The organism is Anoxybacillus tengchongensis, assembly GCF_014201585.1.
In the GTDB taxonomy this organism is placed as follows: domain Bacteria; phylum Bacillota; class Bacilli; order Bacillales; family Anoxybacillaceae; genus Anoxybacillus; species Anoxybacillus tengchongensis.
The window spans coordinates 90,784-116,820 of sequence record NZ_JACHES010000008.1; the positions used below are offsets into that span (position 1 = coordinate 90,784).

General features: G+C 39.8%; 25 protein-coding genes and 1 other annotated feature. All 25 genes read left to right on the forward strand.

Annotated features, from left to right (window positions below):
- Positions 1-218: 218 nt before the first annotated feature.
- The 25 genes from citZ to mglA all read left to right on the forward strand — a co-directional run bounded on the left by citZ (position 219) and on the right by mglA (position 26,036).
- The gene (gene citZ / locus HNQ82_RS09930; protein ID WP_183249254.1) at positions 219-1,337 is read left to right on the forward strand and encodes a citrate synthase; all 1,119 of its coding nucleotides are present in this window, start codon (positions 219-221) and stop codon (positions 1,335-1,337) included.
- Positions 1,338-1,407: 70 nt separating this feature from the next.
- Positions 1,408-2,682 (forward strand): NADP-dependent isocitrate dehydrogenase, encoded by a 1,275-nt coding sequence (gene icd, locus HNQ82_RS09935; RefSeq protein ID WP_343053483.1) that lies wholly within the window; start codon positions 1,408-1,410, stop codon positions 2,680-2,682.
- Positions 2,683-2,705: 23 nt separating this feature from the next.
- Complete coding sequence (mdh, locus tag HNQ82_RS09940) at positions 2,706-3,644, forward strand: malate dehydrogenase (RefSeq protein ID WP_032100355.1); 939 nt, start codon at positions 2,706-2,708, stop codon at positions 3,642-3,644.
- Positions 3,645-3,697: 53 nt separating this feature from the next.
- The gene (locus HNQ82_RS09945) at positions 3,698-4,168 is read left to right on the forward strand and encodes a MaoC/PaaZ C-terminal domain-containing protein (RefSeq protein WP_032100354.1); all 471 of its coding nucleotides are present in this window, start codon (positions 3,698-3,700) and stop codon (positions 4,166-4,168) included.
- 90 nt (positions 4,169-4,258) lie between these two features.
- The gene (locus tag HNQ82_RS09950) at positions 4,259-4,975 is read left to right on the forward strand and encodes a response regulator transcription factor (protein WP_183249256.1); all 717 of its coding nucleotides are present in this window, start codon (positions 4,259-4,261) and stop codon (positions 4,973-4,975) included.
- The gene (pnpS, locus tag HNQ82_RS09955) at positions 4,968-6,731 is read left to right on the forward strand and encodes a two-component system histidine kinase PnpS (RefSeq protein WP_183249259.1); all 1,764 of its coding nucleotides are present in this window, start codon (positions 4,968-4,970) and stop codon (positions 6,729-6,731) included. The genes HNQ82_RS09950 and pnpS overlap by 8 nt, the downstream gene beginning before the upstream one ends.
- Positions 6,732-6,925: 194 nt before the next feature.
- A complete protein-coding gene (polA, locus tag HNQ82_RS09960; RefSeq protein ID WP_183249261.1) occupies positions 6,926-9,553 on the forward strand; it encodes a DNA polymerase I in 2,628 nt (875 codons plus the stop codon).
- Between the two features lie 16 nt (positions 9,554-9,569).
- On the forward strand, positions 9,570-10,391 hold the full coding sequence (gene mutM / locus HNQ82_RS09965) for a DNA-formamidopyrimidine glycosylase (protein WP_183249263.1): 822 nt from the start codon (positions 9,570-9,572) through the stop codon (positions 10,389-10,391).
- Positions 10,392-10,458: 67 nt separating this feature from the next.
- Positions 10,459-11,082 carry a sporulation membrane protein YtaF gene (ytaF, locus tag HNQ82_RS09970; protein ID WP_183249265.1) on the forward strand — a complete coding sequence of 208 codons (624 nt, stop codon included), beginning with the start codon at positions 10,459-10,461 and terminating at the stop codon, positions 11,080-11,082.
- Between the two features lie 11 nt (positions 11,083-11,093).
- On the forward strand, positions 11,094-11,696 hold the full coding sequence (gene coaE / locus HNQ82_RS09975; RefSeq protein WP_183249267.1) for a dephospho-CoA kinase: 603 nt from the start codon (positions 11,094-11,096) through the stop codon (positions 11,694-11,696).
- Positions 11,697-11,802: 106 nt separating this feature from the next.
- The gene (locus HNQ82_RS09980) at positions 11,803-12,831 is read left to right on the forward strand and encodes a glyceraldehyde-3-phosphate dehydrogenase (RefSeq protein ID WP_032100347.1); all 1,029 of its coding nucleotides are present in this window, start codon (positions 11,803-11,805) and stop codon (positions 12,829-12,831) included.
- A 242-nt stretch (positions 12,832-13,073) separates the two neighbouring features.
- Positions 13,074-13,448, forward strand: a complete 375-nt coding sequence (gene speD, locus HNQ82_RS09985; RefSeq protein WP_012574217.1) for an adenosylmethionine decarboxylase — start codon at positions 13,074-13,076, stop codon at positions 13,446-13,448.
- 75 nt (positions 13,449-13,523) lie between these two features.
- Positions 13,524-13,916, forward strand: coding sequence for a cytosolic protein (locus tag HNQ82_RS09990; protein ID WP_183249270.1), 393 nt, complete (start codon positions 13,524-13,526; stop codon positions 13,914-13,916).
- Between the two features lie 62 nt (positions 13,917-13,978).
- Positions 13,979-14,449, forward strand: a complete 471-nt coding sequence (nrdR, locus tag HNQ82_RS09995) for a transcriptional regulator NrdR (RefSeq protein ID WP_032100345.1) — start codon at positions 13,979-13,981, stop codon at positions 14,447-14,449.
- A 29-nt stretch (positions 14,450-14,478) separates the two neighbouring features.
- Positions 14,479-15,876 carry a replication initiation and membrane attachment family protein gene (locus HNQ82_RS10000; RefSeq protein ID WP_183249272.1) on the forward strand — a complete coding sequence of 466 codons (1,398 nt, stop codon included), beginning with the start codon at positions 14,479-14,481 and terminating at the stop codon, positions 15,874-15,876.
- Positions 15,877-15,886: 10 nt separating this feature from the next.
- Entirely contained in the window at positions 15,887-16,819 is a 933-nt protein-coding gene (dnaI, locus tag HNQ82_RS10005) for a primosomal protein DnaI (RefSeq protein WP_183249274.1), read from the forward strand.
- A gap of 63 nt (positions 16,820-16,882) precedes the next feature.
- Positions 16,883-17,737 carry a putative sporulation protein YtxC gene (gene ytxC, locus HNQ82_RS10010; protein WP_055440066.1) on the forward strand — a complete coding sequence of 285 codons (855 nt, stop codon included), beginning with the start codon at positions 16,883-16,885 and terminating at the stop codon, positions 17,735-17,737.
- Positions 17,738-18,034: 297 nt separating this feature from the next.
- On the forward strand, positions 18,035-19,966 hold the full coding sequence (gene thrS / locus HNQ82_RS10015) for a threonine--tRNA ligase (RefSeq protein ID WP_183249276.1): 1,932 nt from the start codon (positions 18,035-18,037) through the stop codon (positions 19,964-19,966).
- A gap of 113 nt (positions 19,967-20,079) precedes the next feature.
- Positions 20,080-20,204, forward strand: a sequence feature (ribosomal protein L20 leader region).
- Between the two features lie 25 nt (positions 20,205-20,229).
- A complete protein-coding gene (gene infC / locus HNQ82_RS10020; protein WP_006323512.1) occupies positions 20,230-20,772 on the forward strand; it encodes a translation initiation factor IF-3 in 543 nt (180 codons plus the stop codon).
- A 19-nt stretch (positions 20,773-20,791) separates the two neighbouring features.
- On the forward strand, positions 20,792-20,992 hold the full coding sequence (gene rpmI, locus HNQ82_RS10025; RefSeq protein WP_003397838.1) for a 50S ribosomal protein L35: 201 nt from the start codon (positions 20,792-20,794) through the stop codon (positions 20,990-20,992).
- Between the two features lie 18 nt (positions 20,993-21,010).
- A complete protein-coding gene (gene rplT, locus HNQ82_RS10030; protein WP_003397837.1) occupies positions 21,011-21,370 on the forward strand; it encodes a 50S ribosomal protein L20 in 360 nt (119 codons plus the stop codon).
- 60 nt (positions 21,371-21,430) lie between these two features.
- On the forward strand, positions 21,431-21,919 hold the full coding sequence (locus HNQ82_RS10035) for a dUTP diphosphatase (RefSeq protein WP_183249278.1): 489 nt from the start codon (positions 21,431-21,433) through the stop codon (positions 21,917-21,919).
- 55 nt (positions 21,920-21,974) lie between these two features.
- Positions 21,975-23,060 (forward strand): M20/M25/M40 family metallo-hydrolase, encoded by a 1,086-nt coding sequence (locus HNQ82_RS10040; protein ID WP_183242085.1) that lies wholly within the window; start codon positions 21,975-21,977, stop codon positions 23,058-23,060.
- 296 nt (positions 23,061-23,356) lie between these two features.
- Entirely contained in the window at positions 23,357-24,409 is a 1,053-nt protein-coding gene (mglB, locus tag HNQ82_RS10045; RefSeq protein WP_183249280.1) for a galactose/glucose ABC transporter substrate-binding protein MglB, read from the forward strand.
- Positions 24,410-24,527: 118 nt separating this feature from the next.
- Entirely contained in the window at positions 24,528-26,036 is a 1,509-nt protein-coding gene (gene mglA, locus HNQ82_RS10050; RefSeq protein WP_183249283.1) for a galactose/methyl galactoside ABC transporter ATP-binding protein MglA, read from the forward strand.
- Position 26,037 lies beyond the last annotated feature (1 nt).

Genomic DNA, 26,037 nt, shown 5'->3' on the forward strand with positions numbered 1-26,037 from the left:
TTAGTTCACAAAAGTCTGATAATTGTTTATAATGGTAGTGGAGCATGTACGAAACTATCGTATATATTCCCCTGCTCGCTTTGTGAAGCGAATAGGTGAATATATAACAAAATGTAAGCATTTTCTTTGCATTTTTATTCAACTGTTTTGAGCAATCGCTCGACGACGCGGTTCAACATGGGAAAAGGGGAATAAAAGAAAAAAAGGAGAGATGTAAGATGACAGTAACTCGCGGTCTCGAAGGGGTTGTAGCAACCACTTCCACAATTAGTTCAATCATCGACGATACGCTCACATATGTTGGGTATAATATCGATGATTTAGCTGAACACGCTACGTTTGAAGAGGTCGTTTATTTGCTTTGGCATCGCAAACTGCCAAACAAGGAAGAGTTAGAAACGTTGACCAAACAGTTAGCGGAAAATGCCGATATTCCACAACAAGTCATTGATCATTTTAAAATGTATCCGCTTGATCAAGTTCATCCAATGGCAGCGCTTCGTACAGCAATTTCATTTCTTGGCTTATACGATGAAGAAGCGGAAGCGATGAATCCTGAGGCAAACTATCGGAAAGCCATTCGTTTACAAGCGAAAATATCAACAATTGTAGCTGCATTTTCGCGCATTCGAAAAGGTTTAGAACCTGTGCCACCGCGCAAAGATTTAAGTTTTGCGGCAAACTTTTTATATATGCTAACAGGTAAAGAACCAGATCCGATTGCTGAGGAAGCGTTTAATAAAGCGCTTGTGCTTCATGCAGATCATGAATTGAACGCTTCAACGTTTACTGCGCGCGTCTGTGTTGCCACTTTATCAGATGTATACTCTGGCATTACAGCAGCGATTGGAGCGTTGAAAGGGCCACTTCATGGCGGAGCGAACGAAGCGGTAATGAAAATGTTGACGGAAATCGGCACGCTTGAAAATGTAGAAACGTACATTCATAACAAACTAAATAATAAAGAAAAAATTATGGGCTTCGGTCATCGTGTTTATCGTCATGGAGACCCACGCGCTAAGCATTTAAAGAAAATGTCTGAAAAATTGACGAAATTAACAGGTGAACCACATTGGTATGATATGTCGGTGAAAATTGAGGAGATTGTCACATCGACAAAAGGTTTACCGCCAAATGTTGATTTCTACTCTGCTTCTGTTTACCATAGTTTAGGAATTGATCATGACTTATTTACACCAATTTTTGCGATTAGCCGCATGTCTGGATGGCTTGCGCACATTTTAGAACAGTACGAAAACAATCGTCTCATTCGTCCGCGTGCTGAATATACGGGACCTATGAGACAAGTATACGTGCCGCTTGAAGAGCGAGCATAGTGATGGCTACAAGAGGTGGGAAACTCGCCTTTCTCACCTTTTTATACTACATGATTTGGAGGTCGTTATTGTGATGCAAGGTGAAAAAATTACGGTTACAAATGGAGTATTAAACGTTCCAAACTACCCAATTATTCCATTTATCGAAGGGGACGGGACAGGTCCTGATATTTGGGCAGCTGCATCTCGGGTGTTAGAAGCGGCTGTGGAAAAAGCTTATAAAGGTGAGCGTAAAATCGTTTGGAAAGAAGTGCTTGCTGGTGAAAAAGCGTTTAAATTGACAGGTGAATGGTTGCCACAAGAAACGCTTGATACGATTCGTGAATACATAATTGCCATTAAAGGCCCATTAACAACGCCAGTAGGTGGTGGAATCCGTTCATTAAACGTTGCACTTCGTCAAGAGCTCGATTTATTTGTTTGCTTACGCCCTGTTCGTTATTTCAAAGGAGTTCCTTCTCCGGTTAAGCGCCCTGAAGATACAGACATGGTTATTTTCCGTGAGAATACGGAAGATATTTATGCGGGAATTGAGTATGCCAAAGGAACACCAGAAGTGAAAAAATTAATTGATTTCTTACAAAACGAAATGGGTGTACGTAAAATTCGTTTCCCTGAAACATCTGGTATTGGTATTAAGCCGATTTCAGAAGAAGGTACGAAACGATTAGTGCGCGCAGCAATTAAATACGCCATTGACCACGGTCGGAAATCGGTTACGCTCGTTCATAAAGGAAACATTATGAAATACACAGAAGGTGCGTTTAAAAACTGGGGTTATGAATTAGCTGAGCAAGAATTCGGAGATCAAGTATTTACTTGGGCTGAATACGACCGCATCGTTGAAATGCAAGGAAAAGAAGCTGCAAACCGAGCACAAGCAGAAGCAGAAGCAGCAGGAAAAATTATTATTAAAGACTCGATTGCAGATATTTTCTTACAACAAATTTTAACTCGTCCACGTGAGTTCGATGTCGTTGCGACAATGAACTTAAACGGTGACTACATTTCAGATGCGCTTGCAGCACAAGTAGGCGGCATCGGTATCGCCCCAGGTGCAAACATTAACTACGAAACAGGCCATGCGATCTTTGAAGCGACGCACGGAACTGCACCGAAATATGCAGGATTAGACAAAGTGAACCCATCATCTGTCATTTTATCTGGCGTAATGATGTTTGAGCATCTCGGTTGGAATGAAGCAGCAAAATTGATTATTGACTCGATGGAAAAAACTATTGCATCTAAAGTGGTCACATACGACTTTGCACGTTTAATGGAAGGTGCAACAGAGGTGAAATGTTCTGAATTCGCGGATGCTCTCATTCGAAATATGGGAGAATAAAATAAAAAAGGGGATGGAAGAACGTGGGTATGAAACGTAAAAAAATCTCAATTATCGGTGCTGGATTTACGGGAGCAACAACAGCGTTCATTTTAGCGCAAAAGGAGCTCGGGGACATTGTTCTTGTCGACATTCCGCAGTTGGAAAATCCAACAAAAGGAAAGGCGCTCGATATGCTTGAGTCAAGCCCGGTTCTTGGATTTGACGCCAACATCATCGGTACGTCGGATTATGCAGATACAGCTGATTCAGATATCGTTGTGATCACCGCTGGCATTGCGCGTAAACCCGGCATGAGCCGCGATGATTTAGTCACGACAAACCAAAGTATTATGAAGGCGGTCACGAAAGAAGTCGTCAAATATTCGCCGAACTGCTTTATTATCGTATTAACGAATCCTGTTGATGCGATGACATACACGGTGTTTAAAGAATCCGGTTTCCCGAAAAACCGTGTGATCGGTCAATCTGGGGTGTTGGATACCGCACGTTTCCGTACATTTGTTGCACAAGAATTAAATTTATCTGTAAAAGACATTACGGGATTTGTTTTAGGAGGTCATGGAGATGATATGGTGCCACTTGTGCGCTATTCGTATGCGGGTGGCATTCCTCTTGAAACGTTAATTCCAAAAGATCGTTTAGACGCCATCGTTGAACGTACCCGCAAAGGTGGCGGTGAAATTGTGAACTTGCTTGGCAACGGCAGTGCTTATTATGCGCCCGCTGCATCCCTTGCTGAAATGGTTGAAGCAATTGTGAAAGACCAGCGCCGAGTTCTTCCAGCCATCGCTTATTTAGAAGGCGAATACGGATATGAAGGTATTTATTTAGGTGTGCCAACCATTTTAGGTGGCAACGGAATTGAAAAAGTTATCGAATTAGAGCTAACAGAAGAAGAAAAAGTAGCGTTAGCAAAATCTGTTGAGTCGGTGAAAAATGTGATGAAAGTATTACAATAATAAAAATTCGGGGGGAATCCCCGAATTTTTATATATGGTCAAACAAAGGGGAGATGGGTATGCTGAGCAAAAAACGCAAACTTGGACGTTTAATTTCAGACATTTCCGTTGGTGAGAAGCTCGTATTAACGGAAGCGATCGAAGATAAGGATTTATTGTTATATTTAGGGCTAACAAACGATGCCAATCCGCTTTATATTCAACATGACTACGCATCTCAAACGCCATGGAAACGTCCGATTGTACCAACCATTATGTTAACAGGTATCATTACGTCGGCTGTTTCAAAATATTTGCCGGGACCAGGAAGCCACATCATTTCCCAAACGATTGAATTTAAACGACCGGTATATCATTATGAACATGTTGAATTTTTATTTGAAGTGACTGATGTGGATGAAGAAAATAATGAAATTCATATTTCGATTCAAGCTGCGCGAGATGGGGAAGAAATATTAGTTGGGGCATTGCGTGTCGTTCCGCCATATCCGTTTGTTGAAGAAAAAGCATTAGACAACTTTTAAAAAAGAGGCGTTGCCTCTTTTTTATTTTTTTCTTTTTACATCATTCGTTATAATAAAAATGTAACAAATTTACGTTGTTGGAGGATGGTTATGTCGAAACGTGTGTTAGTTGTCGATGATGAGCAGTCGATTGTTACGTTGCTAGAGTACAACTTAAAACAGGCAGGGTTTATCGTATTGACAGCTTATGATGGGGAAGAAGGGCTTCATAAAGCGTTAGAGGAGCGCCCTGATTTTATTATTCTCGATTTAATGTTACCGAAATTAGATGGAATTGAAGTATGCAAGCAGCTACGGCAACAAAAAGTGATGACTCCTATTTTAATGTTGACAGCAAAAGATGATGAATTTGATAAAGTACTTGGGCTTGAATTGGGTGCCGATGACTATATGACCAAGCCGTTTAGCCCACGTGAAGTTGTAGCACGCGTTAAAGCTATTTTACGCCGAACGACCGTACTAGGACAAGAAGAAAAACAAGAACATAGCGACGATTCGCTCGTTGTCGGACAACTAAAAATTTTCCCGGATCGTTATGAGGCTTATTTTGCACAACAAAGATTAGAACTCACTCCGAAAGAATTTGAACTATTAGCATACTTAGCGAAATATAAAGGGCGTGTATTGACACGTGATCAATTATTAAGCGCGGTTTGGAACTATGACTTTGCAGGGGATACACGCATTGTCGATGTGCATATTAGTCATTTGCGTGACAAAATCGAACATGATACACGAAAGCCTGTATATATTAAAACGATACGCGGGTTAGGATATAAATTGGAGGAGCCGAAAGCGGATGAATAAATTTCGCTCCCGACTATTGCTCGGGCTTATTTCCGTCATTTTATCCGTTTTATTTGGCCTCGGTTTGCTATTAGGCCAATTGTTTCAAAAATTTTATGCAGATACTGTGCATGATCGAATGGAGAAAGAGGCAAGACTTTTGGCTCTATATATGGAAAGTAAATCACTCCATTCTGATATGTTTCGGCAGCGATTGAACGCCATTAGCGATATGCTATCTGCCCGCATCACAATTGTTGATCGAGACGGAAAAGTTCTGTTAGATACAAATAATTACGTATTGATTGATAAAAAACGTCATCAAAAGCTCATTCAAACGTTATTAAAAAAAGAAGATGAATCAGTTATATTTGAAGAAGAACAAGACTTATATTATTATGCAGTTTCATTTTGGCAACGTGATCAACAACTCGGATATATTGTCATAAGCTTGCCGATGGATGCGATTGAGCGGGTAGACGAACAAATTTGGTTGTTGCTCACGTTCAGCTTAACGATTGCTTTTTTCATTATTCTTTTATTAGGTATTAAAATTACAAACCAGTATACAAAACCGATTGAAGCAGCAACAAAAGTGGCGATGGAGTTGGCGCGTGGCAATTATAAAGCTCGAACGTATGAAAGTCGGGAAGATGAAACGGGAATGCTTAGCCAATCGCTAAACATTTTGGCGCGAAATTTACAAGAAATGGTTCGTACACAAGAAATGCAGCAAGATCGCTTACGTGCTCTCATTGAAAATATGGGAAGTGGCTTAATTTTAATTGATCAGCGTGGGTACATTTCGTTAATGAATCGCGCATATAAGGAAATGTTCCATATTGATCCATTAGATTACATACATCGCTTATATTATGAAGCGTTTCCACATCAAGAAGTTATCGCCCTTGTAGAGGAAATATTTATGACAGAAATAAATGTAAGGAAACAAATGCTTCTTCCGATTGGTATTGAACGAAAACATTTTGAAGTGTACGGAACGCCCATTATTGGAACGAATGATGAGTGGAAAGGAATTATTATTGTGTTCCACGATATTACTGAGCTAAAAAAGCTTGAGCAAATGAGAAAAGATTTTGTGGCGAACGTTTCGCACGAATTAAAAACGCCGATTACATCGATTAAAGGGTTTGCTGAAACGTTATTAGATGGAGCGATGCATGATGCGCAAACGCTTGAATATTTTTTAACGATTATTTTAAAAGAAAGTGAGCGCCTTCAACATTTAATTCAAGATTTGCTTGATTTATCGAAAATTGAACAACAAGGATTTACGTTAAATATATCTGTTGTTGACTTGAATGACGTATTGAAAGAAGTCATTGTCATGCTTGAATCAAAAGCGAACGATAAACAAATTACCATTGAATGGACATCAAATACACCACTTTGTTACATGTACGGTGATTTACATCGACTTAAACAAATTTTCATTAATTTAATTAGTAATGCGATCACATATACACCAGCTGGCGGACGTGTCACTGTTTATGTTGAAAAAGACGATAAAGAACTGCGTGTTCATGTAAGCGATACAGGTATTGGAATTGAACAAAAGGAAATTCCACGTATTTTTGAAAGATTTTATCGTGTGGACAAAGCACGAAGTCGCAACTCAGGTGGTACGGGTCTTGGATTAGCGATTGTGAAACATTTAGTAGAGGCGCATCACGGTACAATTTCTGTAAAAAGTGAAGTGGGGGTAGGGACGACATTCACCGTTCATTTTCGTGCAGATGCTTGCGCCGACGACTGATTTTTAACGATATATTTACAATTAGTTTACCATGTATTAAAAAAATATTGGTAACATAGCAAGTGAAAACCCCTTCATCCAAGAAGCCGATTGTCTTGGAATAGGCGAGGACAACGAATGTTCTCGTCTTTTTTCTTTTTTGGCGGTGATCATGGTAAAATAAGCGTAAGTGAATGAAAGAGGAGGTTTTCGGTTTGGCGAACAAATTAGTCTTAATCGACGGCAATAGCATCGCTTATCGCGCTTTTTTTGCATTGCCTCTGTTACATAACGATAAGGGTATTCATACAAACGCCATTTATGGTTTTACAATGATGTTAATGAAGCTCATTGAAGAAGAGAAGCCGACGCATATGCTCGTCGCGTTTGATGCAGGGAAAACGACATTTCGCCATGAAGTGTATACAGAATACAAAGGTGGGAGACAAAAAACACCACCAGAATTATCGGAACAGTTTCCGTTTTTACGCGAACTGCTTGATGCATACAACATTCGTACGTACGAACTTGAAAATTATGAGGCAGATGATATTATCGGAACGATTGCTACGGAGGCGGAAAAAGAAGGATTTGACGTCGTCATTATTTCGGGTGATCGTGATTTAACACAATTAGCCTCTGAACGCATTCATGTACATGTGACGAAAAAAGGGATAACAGATATAGAGCGATACACACCAGAACATGTATTTGAGAAGTATGGGCTAACACCTGCTCAAATTGTTGATTTGAAAGGATTAATGGGAGATGCGTCAGATAATATTCCAGGAGTTCCAGGGATAGGAGAGAAAACTGCATTAAAATTATTAAAAGAATATGGAACGGTTGAACATGTGCTTGCCTCACTTGAACATATTTCTGGAAAAAAACTAAAAGAAAACTTGCAAACGTACCGTGAACAAGCGTTATTAAGTAAACAGCTAGCTACCATTCGTCGCGACGCCCCACTGACATTATCGCTCGATGAGTTAGCATGGCAGTCATATGATGTCGAGCGAGTGACAACGTTGTTTCAAGAGCTCGGTTTTACATCGCTTATGGACAAAATTGGTCGGTCTTCACAAGAACAACGATCGTTAAAAGATATTTCATTTGTTACTGTTCAAACGATTGACGAGCATATGTTGGAAAAAGAAAGTACACTTCTTGTTGAAGTGATGGATGCGAATTATCATCAAGCACCTATTTTAGGCTTTGCGCTTGTCAATGAACGTGGACACTTTTTTATTCCAACGGACGTTGCTTTAGCGTCGTCTGTATTTAAAACGTGGCTTGAAGATGAGCAATGCAAAAAAAGTGTATTTGACGCAAAACGAGCGATCGTTGCGCTAAAGTGGCACGGTATTGAACTCAAAGGTGTCGATTTCGATTTATTATTAGCCGCATATTTACTCAATCCGACAGATGCTAACGGCGATGTGGCGGCTATTGCAAAAACGAAACAATATACAGATGTACAAAGTGACGAAGAAGTATACGGAAAAGGGGCAAAACAAGCTGTTCCACCGACAAATGTATTAGCTGAACATCTCGTACGAAAAGCAAAAGCGATCGCTTCGTTAAAAGAAACATATATTCATGAACTTAAACAAAATGAACAATTTGAATTGCTTATTCACTTAGAGTTACCGCTTACGTTTATTTTAGCGCAAATGGAGTTTTACGGTATAAAAGTAGATGTAAACCGTTTACAAGACATGGGTAAAGAGTTTACTGCTCAACTTCAACAAATTGAGCAACGCATTTATGAACTAGCAGGTACGACATTTAACATCAACTCTCCAAAACAACTCGGCGCGATTTTATTTGAGAAATTGCAGTTACCAATTGTGAAAAAGACGAAAACAGGTTATTCAACGTCGGCGGATGTGTTAGAAAAATTAGCACCATACCATGAAATTATTGAGCAAATTTTACATTACCGTCAGCTTGGAAAACTACAATCGACGTACGTAGAAGGATTAATGAAAGTTGTCCGAAAAGATACAGGAAAAGTGCATACTATTTTCCAACAAGCGCTCACCCAAACAGGGCGTTTAAGCTCTACAGAACCTAATTTACAAAACATTCCAATTCGTATTGAAGAGGGAAGGAAAATTCGGCAAGCGTTCGTCCCATCTTTTGATGATTGGGTGATTTTTTCTGCTGATTATTCCCAAATTGAGTTGCGTGTTTTAGCTCATATGGCCGATGATGAAAATTTAATTGCGGCATTTCATCATAATCTCGATATTCATACGAAAACAGCGATGGATATTTTTCATGTGAAGGAAGAAGAAGTGACTGCTCAAATGCGCCGTCAAGCAAAAGCTGTTAATTTCGGTATCGTTTATGGGATTAGCGACTACGGATTGTCGCAAAACTTAGGCATTACGCGCAAAGAAGCAGCAGAATTTATCGAACGATATTTCCAAAGTTATCCGGGGGTGAAACGATATATGGAAGAAATTGTCCAAGATGCAAAACAAAAAGGATATGTGACGACATTGCTTCACCGTCGTCGTTATTTACCTGATATTACGAGCAGTAATTTTAATGTTCGCAGCTTTGCAGAGCGAACTGCGATGAATACCCCTATTCAAGGAAGTGCAGCCGATATTATTAAAAAAGCGATGATTGATTTAGCTAGCCGTCTACGGGAAGAAAGACTACAAGCCCGTTTGTTGTTGCAAGTACATGACGAACTTATTTTAGAAGCGCCAAAAGAAGAAGTACATTTGTTGAAAAACATTGTTCCTGATGTAATGGAAAACGCTGTCTCATTACGTGTTCCATTAAAAGTCGATTATCATTTTGGGCCGACATGGTATGATGCAAAGTAAGGAAGGGTGAACATGCATGCCAGAATTACCGGAAGTCGAAACGGTGCGACGGACATTACTTCCTCTAGTTGTTGGTAAAACGATCGAACGTGTGAACGTGCTTTGGGAGAAAATCGTTCAATACCCTGAAGTAGAGACATTTTGCGAACGATTGAAAGGACAGACAATTTACGATATTCAGCGACGCGGGAAATTTTTAATTTTTCAATTGGATGATGTTGCTCTTGTTTCCCATTTACGCATGGAAGGACGTTATATATACGAAAAAGAAGATAAACCATTTGATCGGCATACGCATGTCTTTTTTACATTTACTGATCGTACGGAACTTCGTTATCGCGATGTTCGCAAATTTGGCACGATGCATTTGTTCGATAAAGGGAAGGAATTACACGTTCCTCCTTTGTCGAACATCGGACTTGAGCCACTTGACGAGCAATTTACTGTGTCATGGTTTACCGATCACCTTCAACGGACGAAGCGAACGATTAAAGCGACATTGCTTGACCAAACCATTGTCGCAGGATTAGGTAATATTTATGTCGATGAAGTGTTGTTTCGTTCCTCCATTTCTCCAGAGCGTGTAGCAGCTACGCTAACTGTCCAAGAAATCGAAGCGTTACATAGAGAGATCATTCAAACGATACAAGAAGCGATTGAAAAAGGCGGAAGTACTGTTCGAACGTACGTTAATACGCAAGGGAAGACAGGGACGTTTCAAACGCAATTATATGTATACGGCCGAGCAGACAGGCCGTGCCGTCGTTGTGGGAACCTTATTATAAAGACAACTGTAGCTAACCGCGGTACACATTATTGTAGACATTGTCAAACATAGCGTAAGAACATTGCCTAGGTCTCTTCCATATACTATGGTAGCTTTTCAAAGGAAGGGGCGGGCGTATATGATTACGTGGTCTTTATTTTTGCTTGCTTTAGCTGTGAGCATCGATGGTTTGACTGTCGGTATTACGTATGGTATGCGGAATGTACACATTCCGCTTCGTTCGTTGCTTATTATTTCGTTTTTTTCATGCATGACATTTTTAGTAGCGATGGGCATTGGTCGCATGCTGTATATGTTTTTTTCACCAACCGTTGCCAATGCAATGGGTGGGAGTATACTAATCATATTAGGACTATGGATGATCATCCAATTTATGCTTAAAAGAGACGACAATGAAGAAAAGTTTTTAATGAACTTAGAAATTCGTTCGCTCGGCATTGTCATTCAAATTTTACGCAAACCGACGATGGCTGATTTTGACCGTTCAGGAACGATTACAGGGATGGAGGCGGTATTTTTAGGTATCGCCTTGTCGCTCGATGCGTTTGGGGCAGGCGTGAGCGCAGCGCTGTTAAATTACTCTCTGTTGTTTACTACATTTCTCGTTTGTTTGCTTAGCTTTAGTTTTTTATTTAGTGGGTTAAAAATTGGAAAATCGTTCAGGAAGTATGACTGGCTACAAAAATACTCGTTTTTACCTGGGATTATGCTTATTGTTATTGGTATTTTTAAAATGAGGTAGGGGTGAAGGCGGTGTTAACGATCGGATTAACTGGGGGCATCGCTAGTGGGAAAAGTACGGTCGCGGCAATGTTCCGTGACTTGCATATTCCTGTCATTGATGCAGATGAAATCGCTCATCGTGTCACATCACTTGGTGGTGAGGCATATCGGCCGATTATAGAAACGTTTGGGCGCGACATTTTAGATTCAAATGGTGCGATTGATCGACGTAAGCTTGGTGCGATCGTATTTTATGATGAACAAAAGCGAAAACAGTTAAATGTCATTGTTCATCCACTTGTTCGCAAACATATGTTGCAACAAAAAGAGAAATATGCAAAAGAAGGGGAAAAAGTAGTTGTTCTCGACATCCCCCTTTTATTTGAAAGTAAATTAGAGCATCTCGTTGACCGTATTCTCGTTGTGTATGTTGATGAACAAACTCAACTTCGTCGCCTTCGTGAGCGTAATGGATTTTCGGTTGAAGAAGCATGGGCGCGGATAAAAGCACAAATGCCACTTGAAGAAAAAAGAAAAAAAGCAGATGAGATCATTGATAATAATGGAACGATCGAAGAAACGAAACAACAATTGCACGCATGTTTAATGCGTTGGGGTGTCCTTGAAAAATAGGACGCCTTTTTTTATTTTTTTATAGCATAAACACCTTAAAAATGTTATACTATTTTTGTATATAACGGATAAATAGTATAACACATATATTGAAAGGGGCTATATAATGAAAGCGAGAGTAGCGATTAACGGGTTCGGACGCATCGGACGTATGGTGTTCCGAAAAGCTATTATGGAGCATGATCTTGACATTGTAGCGATTAATGCGAGCTATCCGCCTGAAACGTTAGCTCATTTAATAAAATATGATTCAAACCACGGTAAATTTGACGGAGATGTCATTGCGGTTGAAGACGGCTTAATTGTAAACGGAAAAAAAGTGCAATTGCTAAATTCACGTGATCCACGGCTATTACCATGGGGAGAACTTCAAATCGATATTGTTATTGAAGCAACAGGAAAGTTTAACGCAAAAGAAAAAGCAATGATGCACGTCGAAGCAGGAGCGAAGCGCGTCATTTTAACTGCACCTGGAAAAGATGAGGACGTAACGATTGTTATGGGAGTCAATGAACATATGCTTTCTCCAGAGCATGTCGTCATTTCAAACGCTTCATGTACAACAAACTGTTTAGCGCCTGTTGTGAAAGTGCTTGATGAAGCATTTGGGATCGAAAATGGACTCATGACAACCGTCCACGCATATACGAACGACCAAAAAAATATTGACAATCCGCATAAAGATTTACGTCGTGCACGTTCATGCGCACAATCGATCATTCCGACAACAACAGGTGCAGCGAAAGCGTTAGCACTCGTATTACCACATTTAAAAGGGAAAATGCATGGTATGGCGTTGCGCGTTCCGACACCAAACGTTTCACTTGTTGACGTTGTTGTCGATGTGAAAAAAGACGTCACCGTCGATGAAGTAAACGAGGTGTTTATGCAAGCTGCGCGTGGATCTCTAAAAGGCATTTTAGACGTGACGATGGAACCGCTTGTGTCGATTGATTTTAATACAAATCCACATTCTGCCATTGTTGATGGGTTGTCCACGATGGTGATCGAAAATCGGAAAGTAAAAGTATTAGCATGGTATGATAATGAATGGGGCTATTCATGTCGCGTTGTCGACTTAACAAAGCTTGTTGCGAAACAATTGTTAAAAAATGAAACGGTTACGATGTCATAACGCTGGGGGTTCCCAGCGTTATTTTTCTACCCATTTTATAAAAAAACAAAAAACGATATTGAAAAAAAAATATAAACGAAGTATACTATTTTTCGTGAACTTCTTGAACGCGTGGTAATGTGACTACTTAAAGGGTTAGGACCTCTTTGGACTAACTTTCCCCCGTGGTAGTTATACATTCCAAAAAGCAAAAGAAATTCATCGTTTATTTTTTTTAAAATTCATAAAAGGGGGATACGATCATGGATACAATGGGTCGTCACGTTATCTCAGAACTTTGGGGATGCGATTTTGATAAGTTGAATGACATGGAGTTTATTGAAAAAACATTTGTTGATGCAGCGTTAAAGTCTGGTGCTGAAATTCGTGAAGTTGCGTTTCATAAATTTGCACCACAAGGCGTTAGCGGTGTTGTCATCATTTCTGAATCACATTTAACCATTCACAGTTTTCCTGAACACGGTTATGCTAGCATCGACGTTTACACGTGTGGACATTTAGATCCGACGATTGCAGCTGACTATATCGCAGAAGCGTTAGGTGCACAAACGCGCGAAACAATTGAATTGCCTCGTGGTATGGGTCCAATTGAAATTAAACAAGCAAAAGCTTTATAATAAAATGTAAGAGAGAAAGAGGTGTAGATTCTGCACCTCTTTTTTATCATTCATTGAAAAGCGAGGAGACGAACGATGAAATGGAAATATGTATTAACCAATCATAATGAAACATCTGAACGTCATCCGGATGAACAGCTAAAAAGCCGTTATTATAAAACAACACAATCTGCTGCATTACAAGCAGTAAAAGAAATGTTTGAGCAAATGGATGGATGCTACATTGTGGCGATTTCAGCAGAACGCGGAGAAATAAGCGTATCACTAACGAAAGGAAAAAAAGCATTTATTGTTGCAACAATCGTTTCTGTTCGTCCATTTGAAACAGCCATTGATTTTTCAGTAACGACAGAAACAAAATGGTTTCCGATTGACTTTGGGTTTAGTCGCCAACTTATTATTCGTTTATACGATCAATTAGCTAAACGATTTACATATATCGGATCGGGAATATATAGCGATAAATAGTTGTATATGCGCCTTTTTTTGTCTACTATAAGGGTAAGATCATTGCTAGGGAGCTGATACATATGAAATGCCCGTCGTGTCATCACAATGGAACGCGCGTGCTTGACTCGCGTCCGGTTGATGAAGGGCGTTCCATTCGCCGTCGTCGTGAATGTGAACGTTGTCATTTTCGCTTCACAACGTTTGAGCGGATCGAAGAAACACCGTTAATTGTTGTGAAAAAAGAGGGAACGAGAGAAGAATTTAGCCGGGAAAAAATATTACGCGGGCTCATTAAAGCGTGCGAAAAACGGCCGGTTGCGCTAGAACAACTAGAGGAAGTGACGCAACAAATTGAGCGAGAGTTGCGCAACAGCGGTATAAATGAAGTGAAAAGTGAAACGATTGGTGAAATGGTCATGGAACGGCTATCAAAAATTGATGAAGTTGCCTATGTTCGTTTTGCGTCTGTATACCGTCAATTTAAAGATTTAAACGTTTTTATTGAGGAATTAAAAGAACTTATTAAAAAAGAACAAGGGGAAAGGGCATAATATGCTCTTTTTAGAAGAAGGTCGATAATATGGAATATAGCTGGAAAGAATTAATTGCCGTCGACCGATATATTGTGCATGCGAATGGTGTTTTAAGCGAACTAGATCGAAAAGTATTGACGCTTTTATATCAACCGTTAATTGGTGCTCAAGCATATAGTCTATATATGACGTTATGGAGCGAACTAGAGCAAGCACGTTTATGGAGCGAAGAGACGACGCATCATAGTTTAATGGCAATTATGCAATGCAGTTTGCCGACGATATATGCTGAACGTTTAAAGCTCGAGGGCATTGGGCTGTTGAATACGTATATGAAGCGCACGAATGAAAATGATGAACGCGTATTTATTTATGAACTTTGCCTCCCTCTTACACCAGAACAATTTTTTACTGATGGTGTTTTAAACGTATTTTTATATGATCGTGTAGGAAAAACAAAATTTCAAAAGTTGAAAAAGTTTTTTTCTGATCGTGCCATCGATCGCACTTCTTTCATACCCGTTACTCGCTCATTTCACGATGTATTTTCATCGATCCAACCTGAAAAAATGATTCATAAGTTAAGCGACGAAGCGAAGCAAGAAGTCATGTTGCAAGACGGACAGCAGTATATAGGAAAAGAGCAAGCGATGTATACGATGCGAGATGATATATTTGATTTTGACACATTTTATGCAGGACTGTCCCATCATCTTGTTCCACGTCGTGCGATTACTGAAAAAGTGAAGGATGCGATCAAAAAGCTAGCCTTTTTATATGGCATTGGCCCGCTTGACATGCAAAAAATTGTGATGAGTGTTATAGATCCGGCTGAACAAATTGATATCGAAGCATTAAGAAAAGCAGCACAAGAATGGTATCAATTTGAACGTGGTGAGGCGCTTCCGCGTCTATATGATCGTGTGCAGCCGTTAGAGGAGCGGACGATAGCGCATGTCGAGCCAAAAAACGAAGAAGAATATTTAATGAAGCAGCTTGAAACCGTTTCGCCGAGACAACTACTTATGGACTTTTCTGGTGGCGTTGAGCCAGCGCTAGCAGATTTGCAGCTCATTGAAGAGATTATGTTTAAACAAAAATTGCCACCAGGTGTTATGAATGTGCTGATTTATTACGTCATGCTGCGTACAGATATGAAGCTTCCGAAAAAATATGTAGAAAAGATCGCTAGTTCATGGGCGCGAAAAAAAGTGCGCACAGTGAAGCAAGCGATGGAATTGGCGAAAAAAGAAGCGCGTGAATACGAAACATTTATAAAAGAAAAAGAGAAAAAAGGTTCGAAAAAGCCGATTCGTACTGAGTTATTGCCAGATTGGTTACAAACAGATTATTCACAATTTGAGCGAAAACAAGTGAAATCGGAAGAAGAGCTAGAACAAAAACGACGCGAGTTGGAAGAACGGTTGAAAAAGCCGAAAAGTTAGGGGATAAATGATGAAACCAATTCGGGAAACGATCCATCATTTAATGAATCGTCATGATTTTAAAGAGCGATATGAGGCGATGAAGCGCGATATTTTAAACGATCGACACGTTCAATCGTTTTTACGTGGTCATGATGTGACGGATGCGATGTTGAATCGACATCTCGGGAAATTGTATGAGTTTGTGCAACAAAGTAAGCATTGTGAACGTTGTCCAAGTTTAGAACAATGTCCAAATTTACTGAAAGGGTACACACCTCATTTAATTTGGCAAGGGAAAAACATTGATGTACAATACGAGCGCTGTGCTCGTAAAGTGCAAGATGATGAACGGAAAAAACAACAGTCGCTCATTCGTAGTTTATTTATTCCGCGTGACATGCTACAAGCATCATTTGATCAGTTAGAGACGGACGATCTTGGAAGAATTGAAGCGATCGAACTTGCGAACACATTTGCTTCAACGTATGAAGTAGGTAAACGAACGAAAGGACTGTATTTATACGGTTCTTTTGGCGTTGGAAAAACGTATTTGTTAGCAGCGATGGCAAATGAGTTAGCCCAAAGACATATTGCTTCATTTCTTGTGTACGTGCCGGAATTTGTTCGTTCATTAAAGTCATCACTTCAAACGGACGCGTTTCAAGATACGATTGAATATGCAAAGCAAGTGCCTGTTCTTATGCTCGATGATCTAGGGGCAGAACTAATGTCAAGTTGGTGGCGCGACGAGGTGCTCGGTCCGATTTTACAATATCGTATGCTTGAGCATTTGCCGACATGCTTTACATCGAACTTTGATTTGAAACGTCTTACCCATCACTTCGCTCACTCACAACGAGGTGAAGAAGAACAGGTGAAAGCGGCTCGAATTATTGAGCGAATTATTTATTTAGCTACTCCGATCGAGATGAAAGGAAAAAATCGACGAATCGAAATGTGATAAACAGACGGTGTTCCCCATATATATAAAACAAGCATGTTTTTGGAAAAAGGGGGGGCACCGTTGATTTATATCGTATTTCAAGATGGACAAGATGCACAACGGCTTTTTGTGGAATTGAATAAAGCACCACAACCATATGGAAAATTGCTTTACGACGACAAGACGATTACCGTCTTCTTTCATGAATCGAATATTGCCCATATGCGCGCATTGTTCATTCCGATTTTTACTTCATGTATCATTCAAGCGTTTGAAGCACGTTGGATTTTATCAATTATTTCTCGTACGTTCTTTTATGAGAATGAAGAAGAGCAACAACAAATTTTACAGCTCACTTACTCGTTTATTGATGGAGAAAGGTACGACTATCGTCTCGGAAAAAAATTGACTACGCCACGCGAGCAATTGATTGCCCAATCGCTATATGAATGTTTACATGAAGGTGTATTTTCGTTCGAGTCGCTTATGACTTTTCGGTTAAAGCCGTATTATGATCGATTGATGCATTATGTTGAATTAGCCATTGACGAATACAAACTAGAACAAGAATATCAAGCGTTTATTCATATGTTGCGCGAAATTGTTGCATCACGTCAGCCGCAAATGAACGTGCTTCATTTAGTATATGAAAACGATACGTTCCAATTTTTTGATGAACATTTTTTTTCTTTGTCGTTTCAACAACTGAAGCAGTTGATTGATCGTCGCCTTATGGTGAGTCAGCCAATGTACATTGATACATCTGTATTAGCCCCGCTCGTATCGATCGCACCAGAAAAAATATATATGTATACAGATGTCACAGATGTGGGAATGATTCAAACGATTCAAAATGTGTTTCAAGAGCGAATGGAGCTTCGAACACCTCTTGATTTTCCAAAAAAATATGCTTATAATGACATACATAATGAATAAGGTCAAAAGTGATGATGAGGACATGGGTGTATGTTTACGGTTCACAGAGAGGGAAGGCATAGGCTGAAACCTTCCTAACACGAAAGATGCACTTACCACCTCTAAACTTCAGCAGTGAACAATGGGACGATGCCCCGTTTAGTAATTGCTGACGGTTTGCGCCGTTATCGAAATGAAGCCGTTTATACGCTCATTGTATATATTTGTATAAACGGGAAGAAGGGTGGAACCACGAAGCCAACTCGTCCCTCATTTTTGGGACGAGTTTTTTTATTTTTAAAAAAGGAGTGAATAGCTTTGGCGGATGTAGTAAAGATCACATTTCCAGATGGAGCAGTAAAGGAGTTTCCGAAAGGAGTGACAACAGAAGGCATTGCGGCGTCAATTAGTCCTGGCTTAAAGAAAAAAGCAATTGCAGGGAAGCTGAACGATCGCATGATTGATTTGCGCACACCAATTGAAGAAGATGGCGCGCTTTCGATTATTACACAAGATATGTCAGAAGCGCTTGACATTTTGCGCCATAGCACAGCGCACTTAATGGCGCAAGCGATTAAACGACTATATAAAGATGTAAAGCTTGGCGTTGGTCCTGTTATTGAAAACGGCTTTTACTACGATATTGATGTCGATGTGCCAATTACAGCGGAAGACTTACCGAAAATTGAACAAGAAATGAAAAAAATAGTGAAAGAAAACTTGGACATCGTTCGTAAAGAAGTAAGTCGTGAAGAAGCGATTCGTCGCTATGAAGAAATTGGGGATCATTTAAAAATTGAACTTATTCACGACATTCCGGAAGGAGAAGTTGTCTCCATTTACGAACAAGGAGAATTTTTCGATCTTTGTCGTGGGGTGCACGTGCCATCAACAGGAAAAATAAAAGAGTTTAAACTGTTAAGTGTGGCGGGTGCATACTGGCGTGGCGACAGCAAAAACAAAATGTTGCAACGTATTTACGGAACAGCCTTTTTCAAAAAAGAAGATTTAGATGAATATTTACGCCTTTTACAAGAAGCGAAAGAGCGCGATCATCGCAAGCTTGGAAAAGAACTCGACTTATTTATGACATCGCAAAAGGTCGGACAAGGATTACCGCTTTGGCTTCCAAAAGGAGCGACGATTCGCCGAACAATTGAACGTTACATCGTCGATAAAGAGTTGTCGCTTGGTTATCAACACGTATATACGCCGGTGCTTGGCAGCGTGGAATTATATAAAACGTCTGGCCATTGGGATCATTATAAAGATGGGATGTTCCCACCGATGGAGATGGATAATGAGCAGCTTGTATTACGTCCGATGAACTGCCCACATCATATGATGGTGTATAAACATAAAATTCATAGCTATCGCGAACTGCCAATTCGCATCGCTGAACTCGGCACGATGCACCGTTATGAAATGTCTGGAGCGCTTACAGGTTTGCAACGTGTGCGCGGCATGACGTTAAATGATGCACATATTTTCGTGCGCCCAGATCAAATTAAAGACGAGTTTAAGCGCGTCGTCAATTTAATTTTAGAGGTATATAAAGACTTCGGTTTAACTGATTATTCATTCCGTCTGTCGTATCGTGATCCACAAGATAAAGAAAAATATTATGATGACGATGCGATGTGGGAAAAAGCACAAAGCATGTTAAAAGAGGCGATGGACGAACTCGGACTTGACTATTACGAAGCGGAAGGAGAAGCGGCGTTTTACGGTCCGAAATTAGACGTTCAAGTACGCACAGCGCTAGGAAAAGATGAAACATTATCGACTGTGCAATTGGATTTCTTACTGCCAGAACGTTTTGATTTAACATACATCGGTGAAGACGGAAAACCACATCGTCCAGTCGTTATCCATCGCGGTGTCGTATCGACGATGGAACGCTTCGTCGCTTTCTTGATTGAGGAGTATAAAGGGGCGTTTCCGACATGGCTAGCGCCTGTACAAGTGCAAGTCATTCCAGTCGCTCCGTCTGTCCATATGGATTATGCGTACGAAGTGAAGCACGCGTTACAATCAGCAGGCGTGCGTGTCGAAGTCGATGAGCGTGAAGAAAAAATTGGCTATAAAATTCGTGAAGCGCAAATGCAAAAAGTCCCTTACATGCTCGTTGTTGGTGATAATGAAGTAAACGAACGAGCAGTGAACGTGCGAAAATACGGTGAACAAAAAAGTGAAACGATGGGGCTTGATGCGTTTATTGATTTCATCCAAAAAGAAGTACGAAAATAGTTGCATTTTCTCTTCATGTTTGTTATAGTTTTATTTGTTGTGATGAATTGACATCAGTTGACAATGTATTTTCGTTTATGGTATATATGTTAAAGTAAAAGTAAATACTTGTTTGGAACAAGCAGAAGCACCCGCTTCTCACCTGATCGACGCCATATTGGCTGTTAGCAGGTGCGTGACAAAACAAATGTTGTCAGCGAGACGTGTGGGTGTATTATGCCCACACGTTTTTTGTTATGTGCGTTCTGCTTTGACAAACAAGTTTGAAAAAACCGTGGAGGTGGCTAGTTATTAGCAAAGATTTTATTATTAATGAAAACATTCGGGCACGTGAAGTTCGTTTAGTCGATCCAAATGGCGAGCAGCTTGGGATTAAGACGAAACAAGAAGCGTTAGAAATTGCGGCGCGTTTAAACTTGGACTTAGTGATGGTTGCACCAAATGCGAAACCGCCGGTATGTCGCATTATGGATTATGGCAAGTTCCGCTTTGAGCAACAAAAGAAAGAAAAAGAAGCGCGCAAAAAGCAAAAAGTAATCAACGTGAAAGAAATTCGTTTAAGCCCAACGATCGAAGAACATGACTTCAACACAAAATTGCGCAACGCGCGGAAGTTCCTTGAAAAAGGAGATAAAGTAAAGGCGACGATTCGTTTTAAAGGACGCGCGATTACGCATAAAGAAATTGGTCAGCGCGTGCTTGACCGATTTGCTGAAGCGTGCGCGGATATTGGTACGGTTGAGACGGCACCAAAAATGGATGGCCGCAGCATGTTTTTAGTGCTAGCACCGAAAAACGACAAATAACAAAAGGGAGGAACACCTTATGCCAAAAATGAAAACTCACAAAGGCTCAGCGAAGCGTTTCAAAAAGACAGGAACAGGTCAATTAAAACGTTCACACGCATTCACTAGCCACTTATTCGCAAACAAAACACAAAAACAAAAACGTAAACTTCGTAAAGCAACACTTGTATCAAAAGGCGATTTCAAACGTATTCGTCAATTGTTAGATAACGTAAAATAATTTTAGGAGGGAAATGTTATGCCACGTGTAAAAGGCGGTACAGTCACACGCAGACGTCGTAAAAAAATTCTTAAACTTGCAAAAGGATATTTCGGTTCGAAACATCGTTTATATAAAGTAGCAAACCAACAAGTCATGAAATCGTTAATGTACGCGTATCGCGACCGTCGCCAACGCAAACGCGACTTCCGTAAACTTTGGATTACGCGCATTAACGCAGCAGCGCGCATGAACGGTCTTTCTTATAGCCGTTTAATGCACGGATTAAAACTTGCAGGAATTGAAGTAAACCGCAAAATGCTTGCTGATTTAGCGGTAAACGATGCTGCGGCATTCACACAACTTGCAAACATCGCAAAAGAAAACTTAAACAAGTAATAAAAGAAATGGCCATTCTCCCTTGAGGGGATGGTCATTTTTTATAAGAGGGGGAGAAAAATGAATTTACAAACATTATTTTCTATGCAACGACAATTAGATGAGCGAATTGAGACAGAACGAGGATTGAGCGGTGAACGTTTAATTGAACGTAAGTTGTTAGCTCTTCTTGTTGAAATTGGAGAACTCGCGAATGAAACGCGCTGTTTTAAATTTTGGAGCTCAAAGCCGAAAGCGGCGGACGAAACGATTTTAGAGGAATATGTAGACGGTCTTCATTTTATTTTATCGCTTGGACTAGATCTTTCTTTTGATAAGCATATCGAATGGCCGAACGTGCAAGAAAGCGAACGGCTTGTTGAGCAGTTTTTACACGTATTTGAAGCGATTCATACGTTTCGGATGAAGTTAGACGCAGAGGCATATAACGAATTAGTATATGTGTACGCCAAGCTCGGTCATGCGCTACAGTTTACTGCTGAACAAATCGAACGAGCGTATGTCGCGAAAAACGAAGTAAATCATGAGCGACAAAGTCACAATTATTAACAACTGTCAAAATGTTTAGTATAATGAATAGCGTACATAGAGAGGAGTGACATACGTGAAGAAATTAGATGAAACGTTAACGATGTTGAAAGCGTTAACGGATGCGAAAGGTGTTCCAGGGAACGAACGAGAAGTGCGCGAAGTAATGAAGTCGTACATCGCTCCGTATGCTGATGAAGTGACAACGGATCGTCTTGGTAGCTTAATTGCGAAAAAAGTAGGAAAAGAAAATGGGCCGAAAGTCATGATTGCTGGCCATTTAGATGAAGTAGGTTTTATGGTGACGCAAATCGATGAAAAAGGCTTCATTCGCTTCCAACCGCTCGGAGGCTGGTGGGGGCAAGTGATGCTTGCTCAGCGAGTGACAATTGTAACGAAAAAAGGCGACATTACAGGCGTCATCGGTTCAAAACCGCCGCATATTTTACCTGCTGAAGCAAGAAGAAAGCCTGTTGAAATAAAAGATATGTTTATTGACATCGGGGCTTCTAGCCGTGACGAAGCGATCGAATGGGGCGTGCGCCCGGGCGATGCAATCGTTCCGTATTTTGAATTTACGGTGATGAACAATGAAAAAATGTTGCTTGCGAAAGCATGGGATAACCGCATCGGTTGCGCAGTTGCTATTGATGTGTTGAAACAATTAAAAGATGTTGAGCATCCAAACGTCGTATACGGTGTTGGAACAGTGCAAGAAGAAGTAGGCTTGCGCGGGGCTCGAACATCTGCTTTTGCGATTGAACCAGATATTGCGTTTGCGGTAGATGTCGGCATCGCTGGTGACACACCAGGTGTATCCGAAAAAGATGCCATGGGGAAACTCGGCGGCGGGCCGCATATTGTTTTATACGATGCAACGCTTGTTTCTCATAAAGGATTGCGTGAATTTGTCATTAGCGTAGCAGAAGAAATGAACATTCCATACCGTTTTGACGCAATGCCAGGTGGCGGAACAGACGCAGGTGCGATCCATATGACGATGCGCGGTGTTCCGGCGTTAACGATCTCTATCCCAACGCGCTACATTCACTCCCATGCGGCACTTCTTCATCGTGATGACTACGAACAAACGGTAAAACTATTAGTCGAAGTTATTAAACGACTTGATGAAGATAAAGTGAAAGAAATTACGTTTGATTAACAAAAAGCCGACTCGAATAGGGTCGGTTTTTTGTTGTTCTAATACTAGGTGAAAGTATGTATAAACGCCCAATACATTTAGACAAAAAGTTCATGTATTGGAAAAATAGAAATATTTAAAAAAACATTTGATAATATATTTGTTTTTTGTTATATTTTACTTAAATATTAAGTAAAATTAACTAAAAAGAAGGGCGGTGATATTGCAATAGCTGGGGATATTGTTTCCAAGATGAGTAGATTTTTTCACTTATTTATGAAAGGGTTTACATAAAGAAAAAAGGGGGAACTAAAGTCATGTTTAAAGGAAAAAAAGGTTTAGCATTATCTTTAATAGTGGCATCTAGCATTTTCATGGCAACAGGATGTAACAATAACACAAGTGGTGGGGATAGTAAAGATGATTCTCTACCGATGGTTGGTGCTACAATTTATAAATTTGATGATAACTTTATGTCTTATGTACGTCGTTCTATGGAAGAGACAGCAAAAGGAAAAATTAATCTTATGCTAAACGATTCCCAAAACGATCAGTCAAAACAAATTGAGCAAATTGATACGTTAATAGCAAAAGGAGCAAAAGCGTTAGCTATTAACCTCGTAGATCCGAAGGCTGCTCAAACAGTTATTGATAAAGCTAAGGCAAAAAATATTCCGGTTATCTTTTTTAACAAAGAGCCAGATGCAAGTGTGTTAGCTAGCTATGATAAAGCGTATTATGTAGGAACGAACTCAGCAGAGTCGGGTATTATTCAAGGTGAATTAATTGCAAAGGCATGGGAAGCTAACAAAGATAAATACGATAAGAACAAAGATGGAAAAATTCAATACGTATTATTAAAAGGAGAACCGGGACATCCAGACGCTGAGGCACGAACAAAATATTCTGTTGAAACTGTTAAAGAAAAAGGTATTGAAGTTGAAGAATTAGCAATGGACACTGCTATGTGGGATGCAACGAAAGCGACTGAGAAAATGGATGCGTGGATCTCAAAATTTAATGACAAAATTGAATTTGTTATTTGTAATAATGATGCGATGGCACTTGGTGCAATTGCTTCTCTTGAAAAAGCTGGATATTTCAACGGGGATAAATTTATTCCGGTCGTCGGTGTTGATGCAATTCCAGAGGCTCTTGAGATGATTGAAAAAGGAAAAATGATTGGCACGGTATTGAACGATGCGAAAAACCAAGGAAAAGCAACGATTGAGCTTGCAACAAACGCTGCAAATGGTAAAGATGTTTTAGAAGGAACTGAATGGAAATTAGATGAAACGAAGGCTGTTCGAGTTCCTTATGTCGCAATAACTAAAGAAAATATCCAAGTAGGTAAGGATTCTTACAAATAAGTAGATATTGAAAGAAGGTAGCGCCTTAGTGCAACCGGATATATGGTGGCTAGGGCGCTTTCTCAATAGAGATTTAAAACAGCCCCTTTTTAATAAGGTTTATGTAGGAGGGTTAATTATGTCGTCGGCATCTAGCGCTAGTTACATACTAGAAATGAAAAACGTAACAAAGAGATTTCCGGGAGTAGTTGCTTTGCAAAATGTTACATTAAAAGTTAAGCCAGGAACTGTTCATGCATTAATGGGAGAAAACGGGGCAGGTAAATCTACTCTAATGAAATGTTTATTTGGGATTTATTCGATGGATGAAGGTCAAATTTTATTAGATGGGAAAGAAGTGAAATTTGAAAATTCGAAGCAGGCGCTAGAAAATGGAGTTTCGATGGTACATCAAGAACTTAACCAAGTTCGCCAACGAAGTGTTATGGATAACATCTGGCTGGGGCGCTATCCGAAAAAAGGTGTTCTGATAGATGAAAAGAAAATGTATGAAGATACTTTAGAGATTTTTAAAGGATTAGATATTCATATTGATCCTCGTAGAAAAGTTAGTACTCTATCTGTTTCTGAAATGCAGATGGTAGAGATCGCAAAAGCGGTTTCTTATCAGTCAAAAGTGATTGTGATGGACGAGCCAACTTCTTCTCTGACTGAAAAAGAGGTAGAGCATTTATTTAAAATCATTGGAAAGTTAAAGCAGGAAAATATAAGTATTATTTATATATCACACAAGATGGAAGAAATTTTAAAAATATCTGATGAAGTGACGATTATGCGTGATGGTCAATATATCACAACGAAGAGCGCAAAGGAACTAACAACAGATGAGATAATTAGGCTCATGGTAGGAAGAGAATTATCGCAACGCTTTCCTCCGAAAACAAATAAACCAGGAGATGTCATTCTAAGAGTAAAGGATTTGACTGCTGAAACCCAACCGTCTTTTTCTAATGTCAGCTTTGAATTAAGAAAAGGTGAGATTTTGGGTGTTGCCGGATTAGTAGGTTCAAAGCGCACAGAATTACTCGAATCATTATTTGGACTGAGGGCTATTCGATCTGGAACAATCGAGATTCACGGGCGGACTATTAATAATAAATCACCACAAGAGGCAATTGAAAACGGATTCGCACTTGTAACAGAGGAAAGAAGAACAACGGGGATATTTCCTGATCTAAGTGTTAGATTTAATTCTATCATTTCGAATTTACGGAAATATAAAACAAAATGGTTATTTGTATCTGATAGTGAAATGCATAACGATACAAAATGGGTTATTGATTCAATGAAAGTAAAGACTCCTTCGCAAAAAACACCAATTCGAAGCTTATCAGGTGGAAATCAACAAAAAGTCATTATTGGCAGATGGCTACTCACCAAACCAGACATTTTATTATTAGATGAACCGACACGTGGTATTGATGTAGGAGCTAAATTTGAAATTTATCAGTTAATTAATGAACTAGCTAAAGAAGGAAAAGGTATTATTATGGTTTCTTCAGAAATGCCTGAGTTATTAGGGGTTACTGATAGAATTTTAGTGATGAGTAATGGGAAAGTTGCAGGGATTGTTGATACTGCTAAAACTTCTCAAGAAGAAATCATGCGATTATCAGCATTGTATTAGG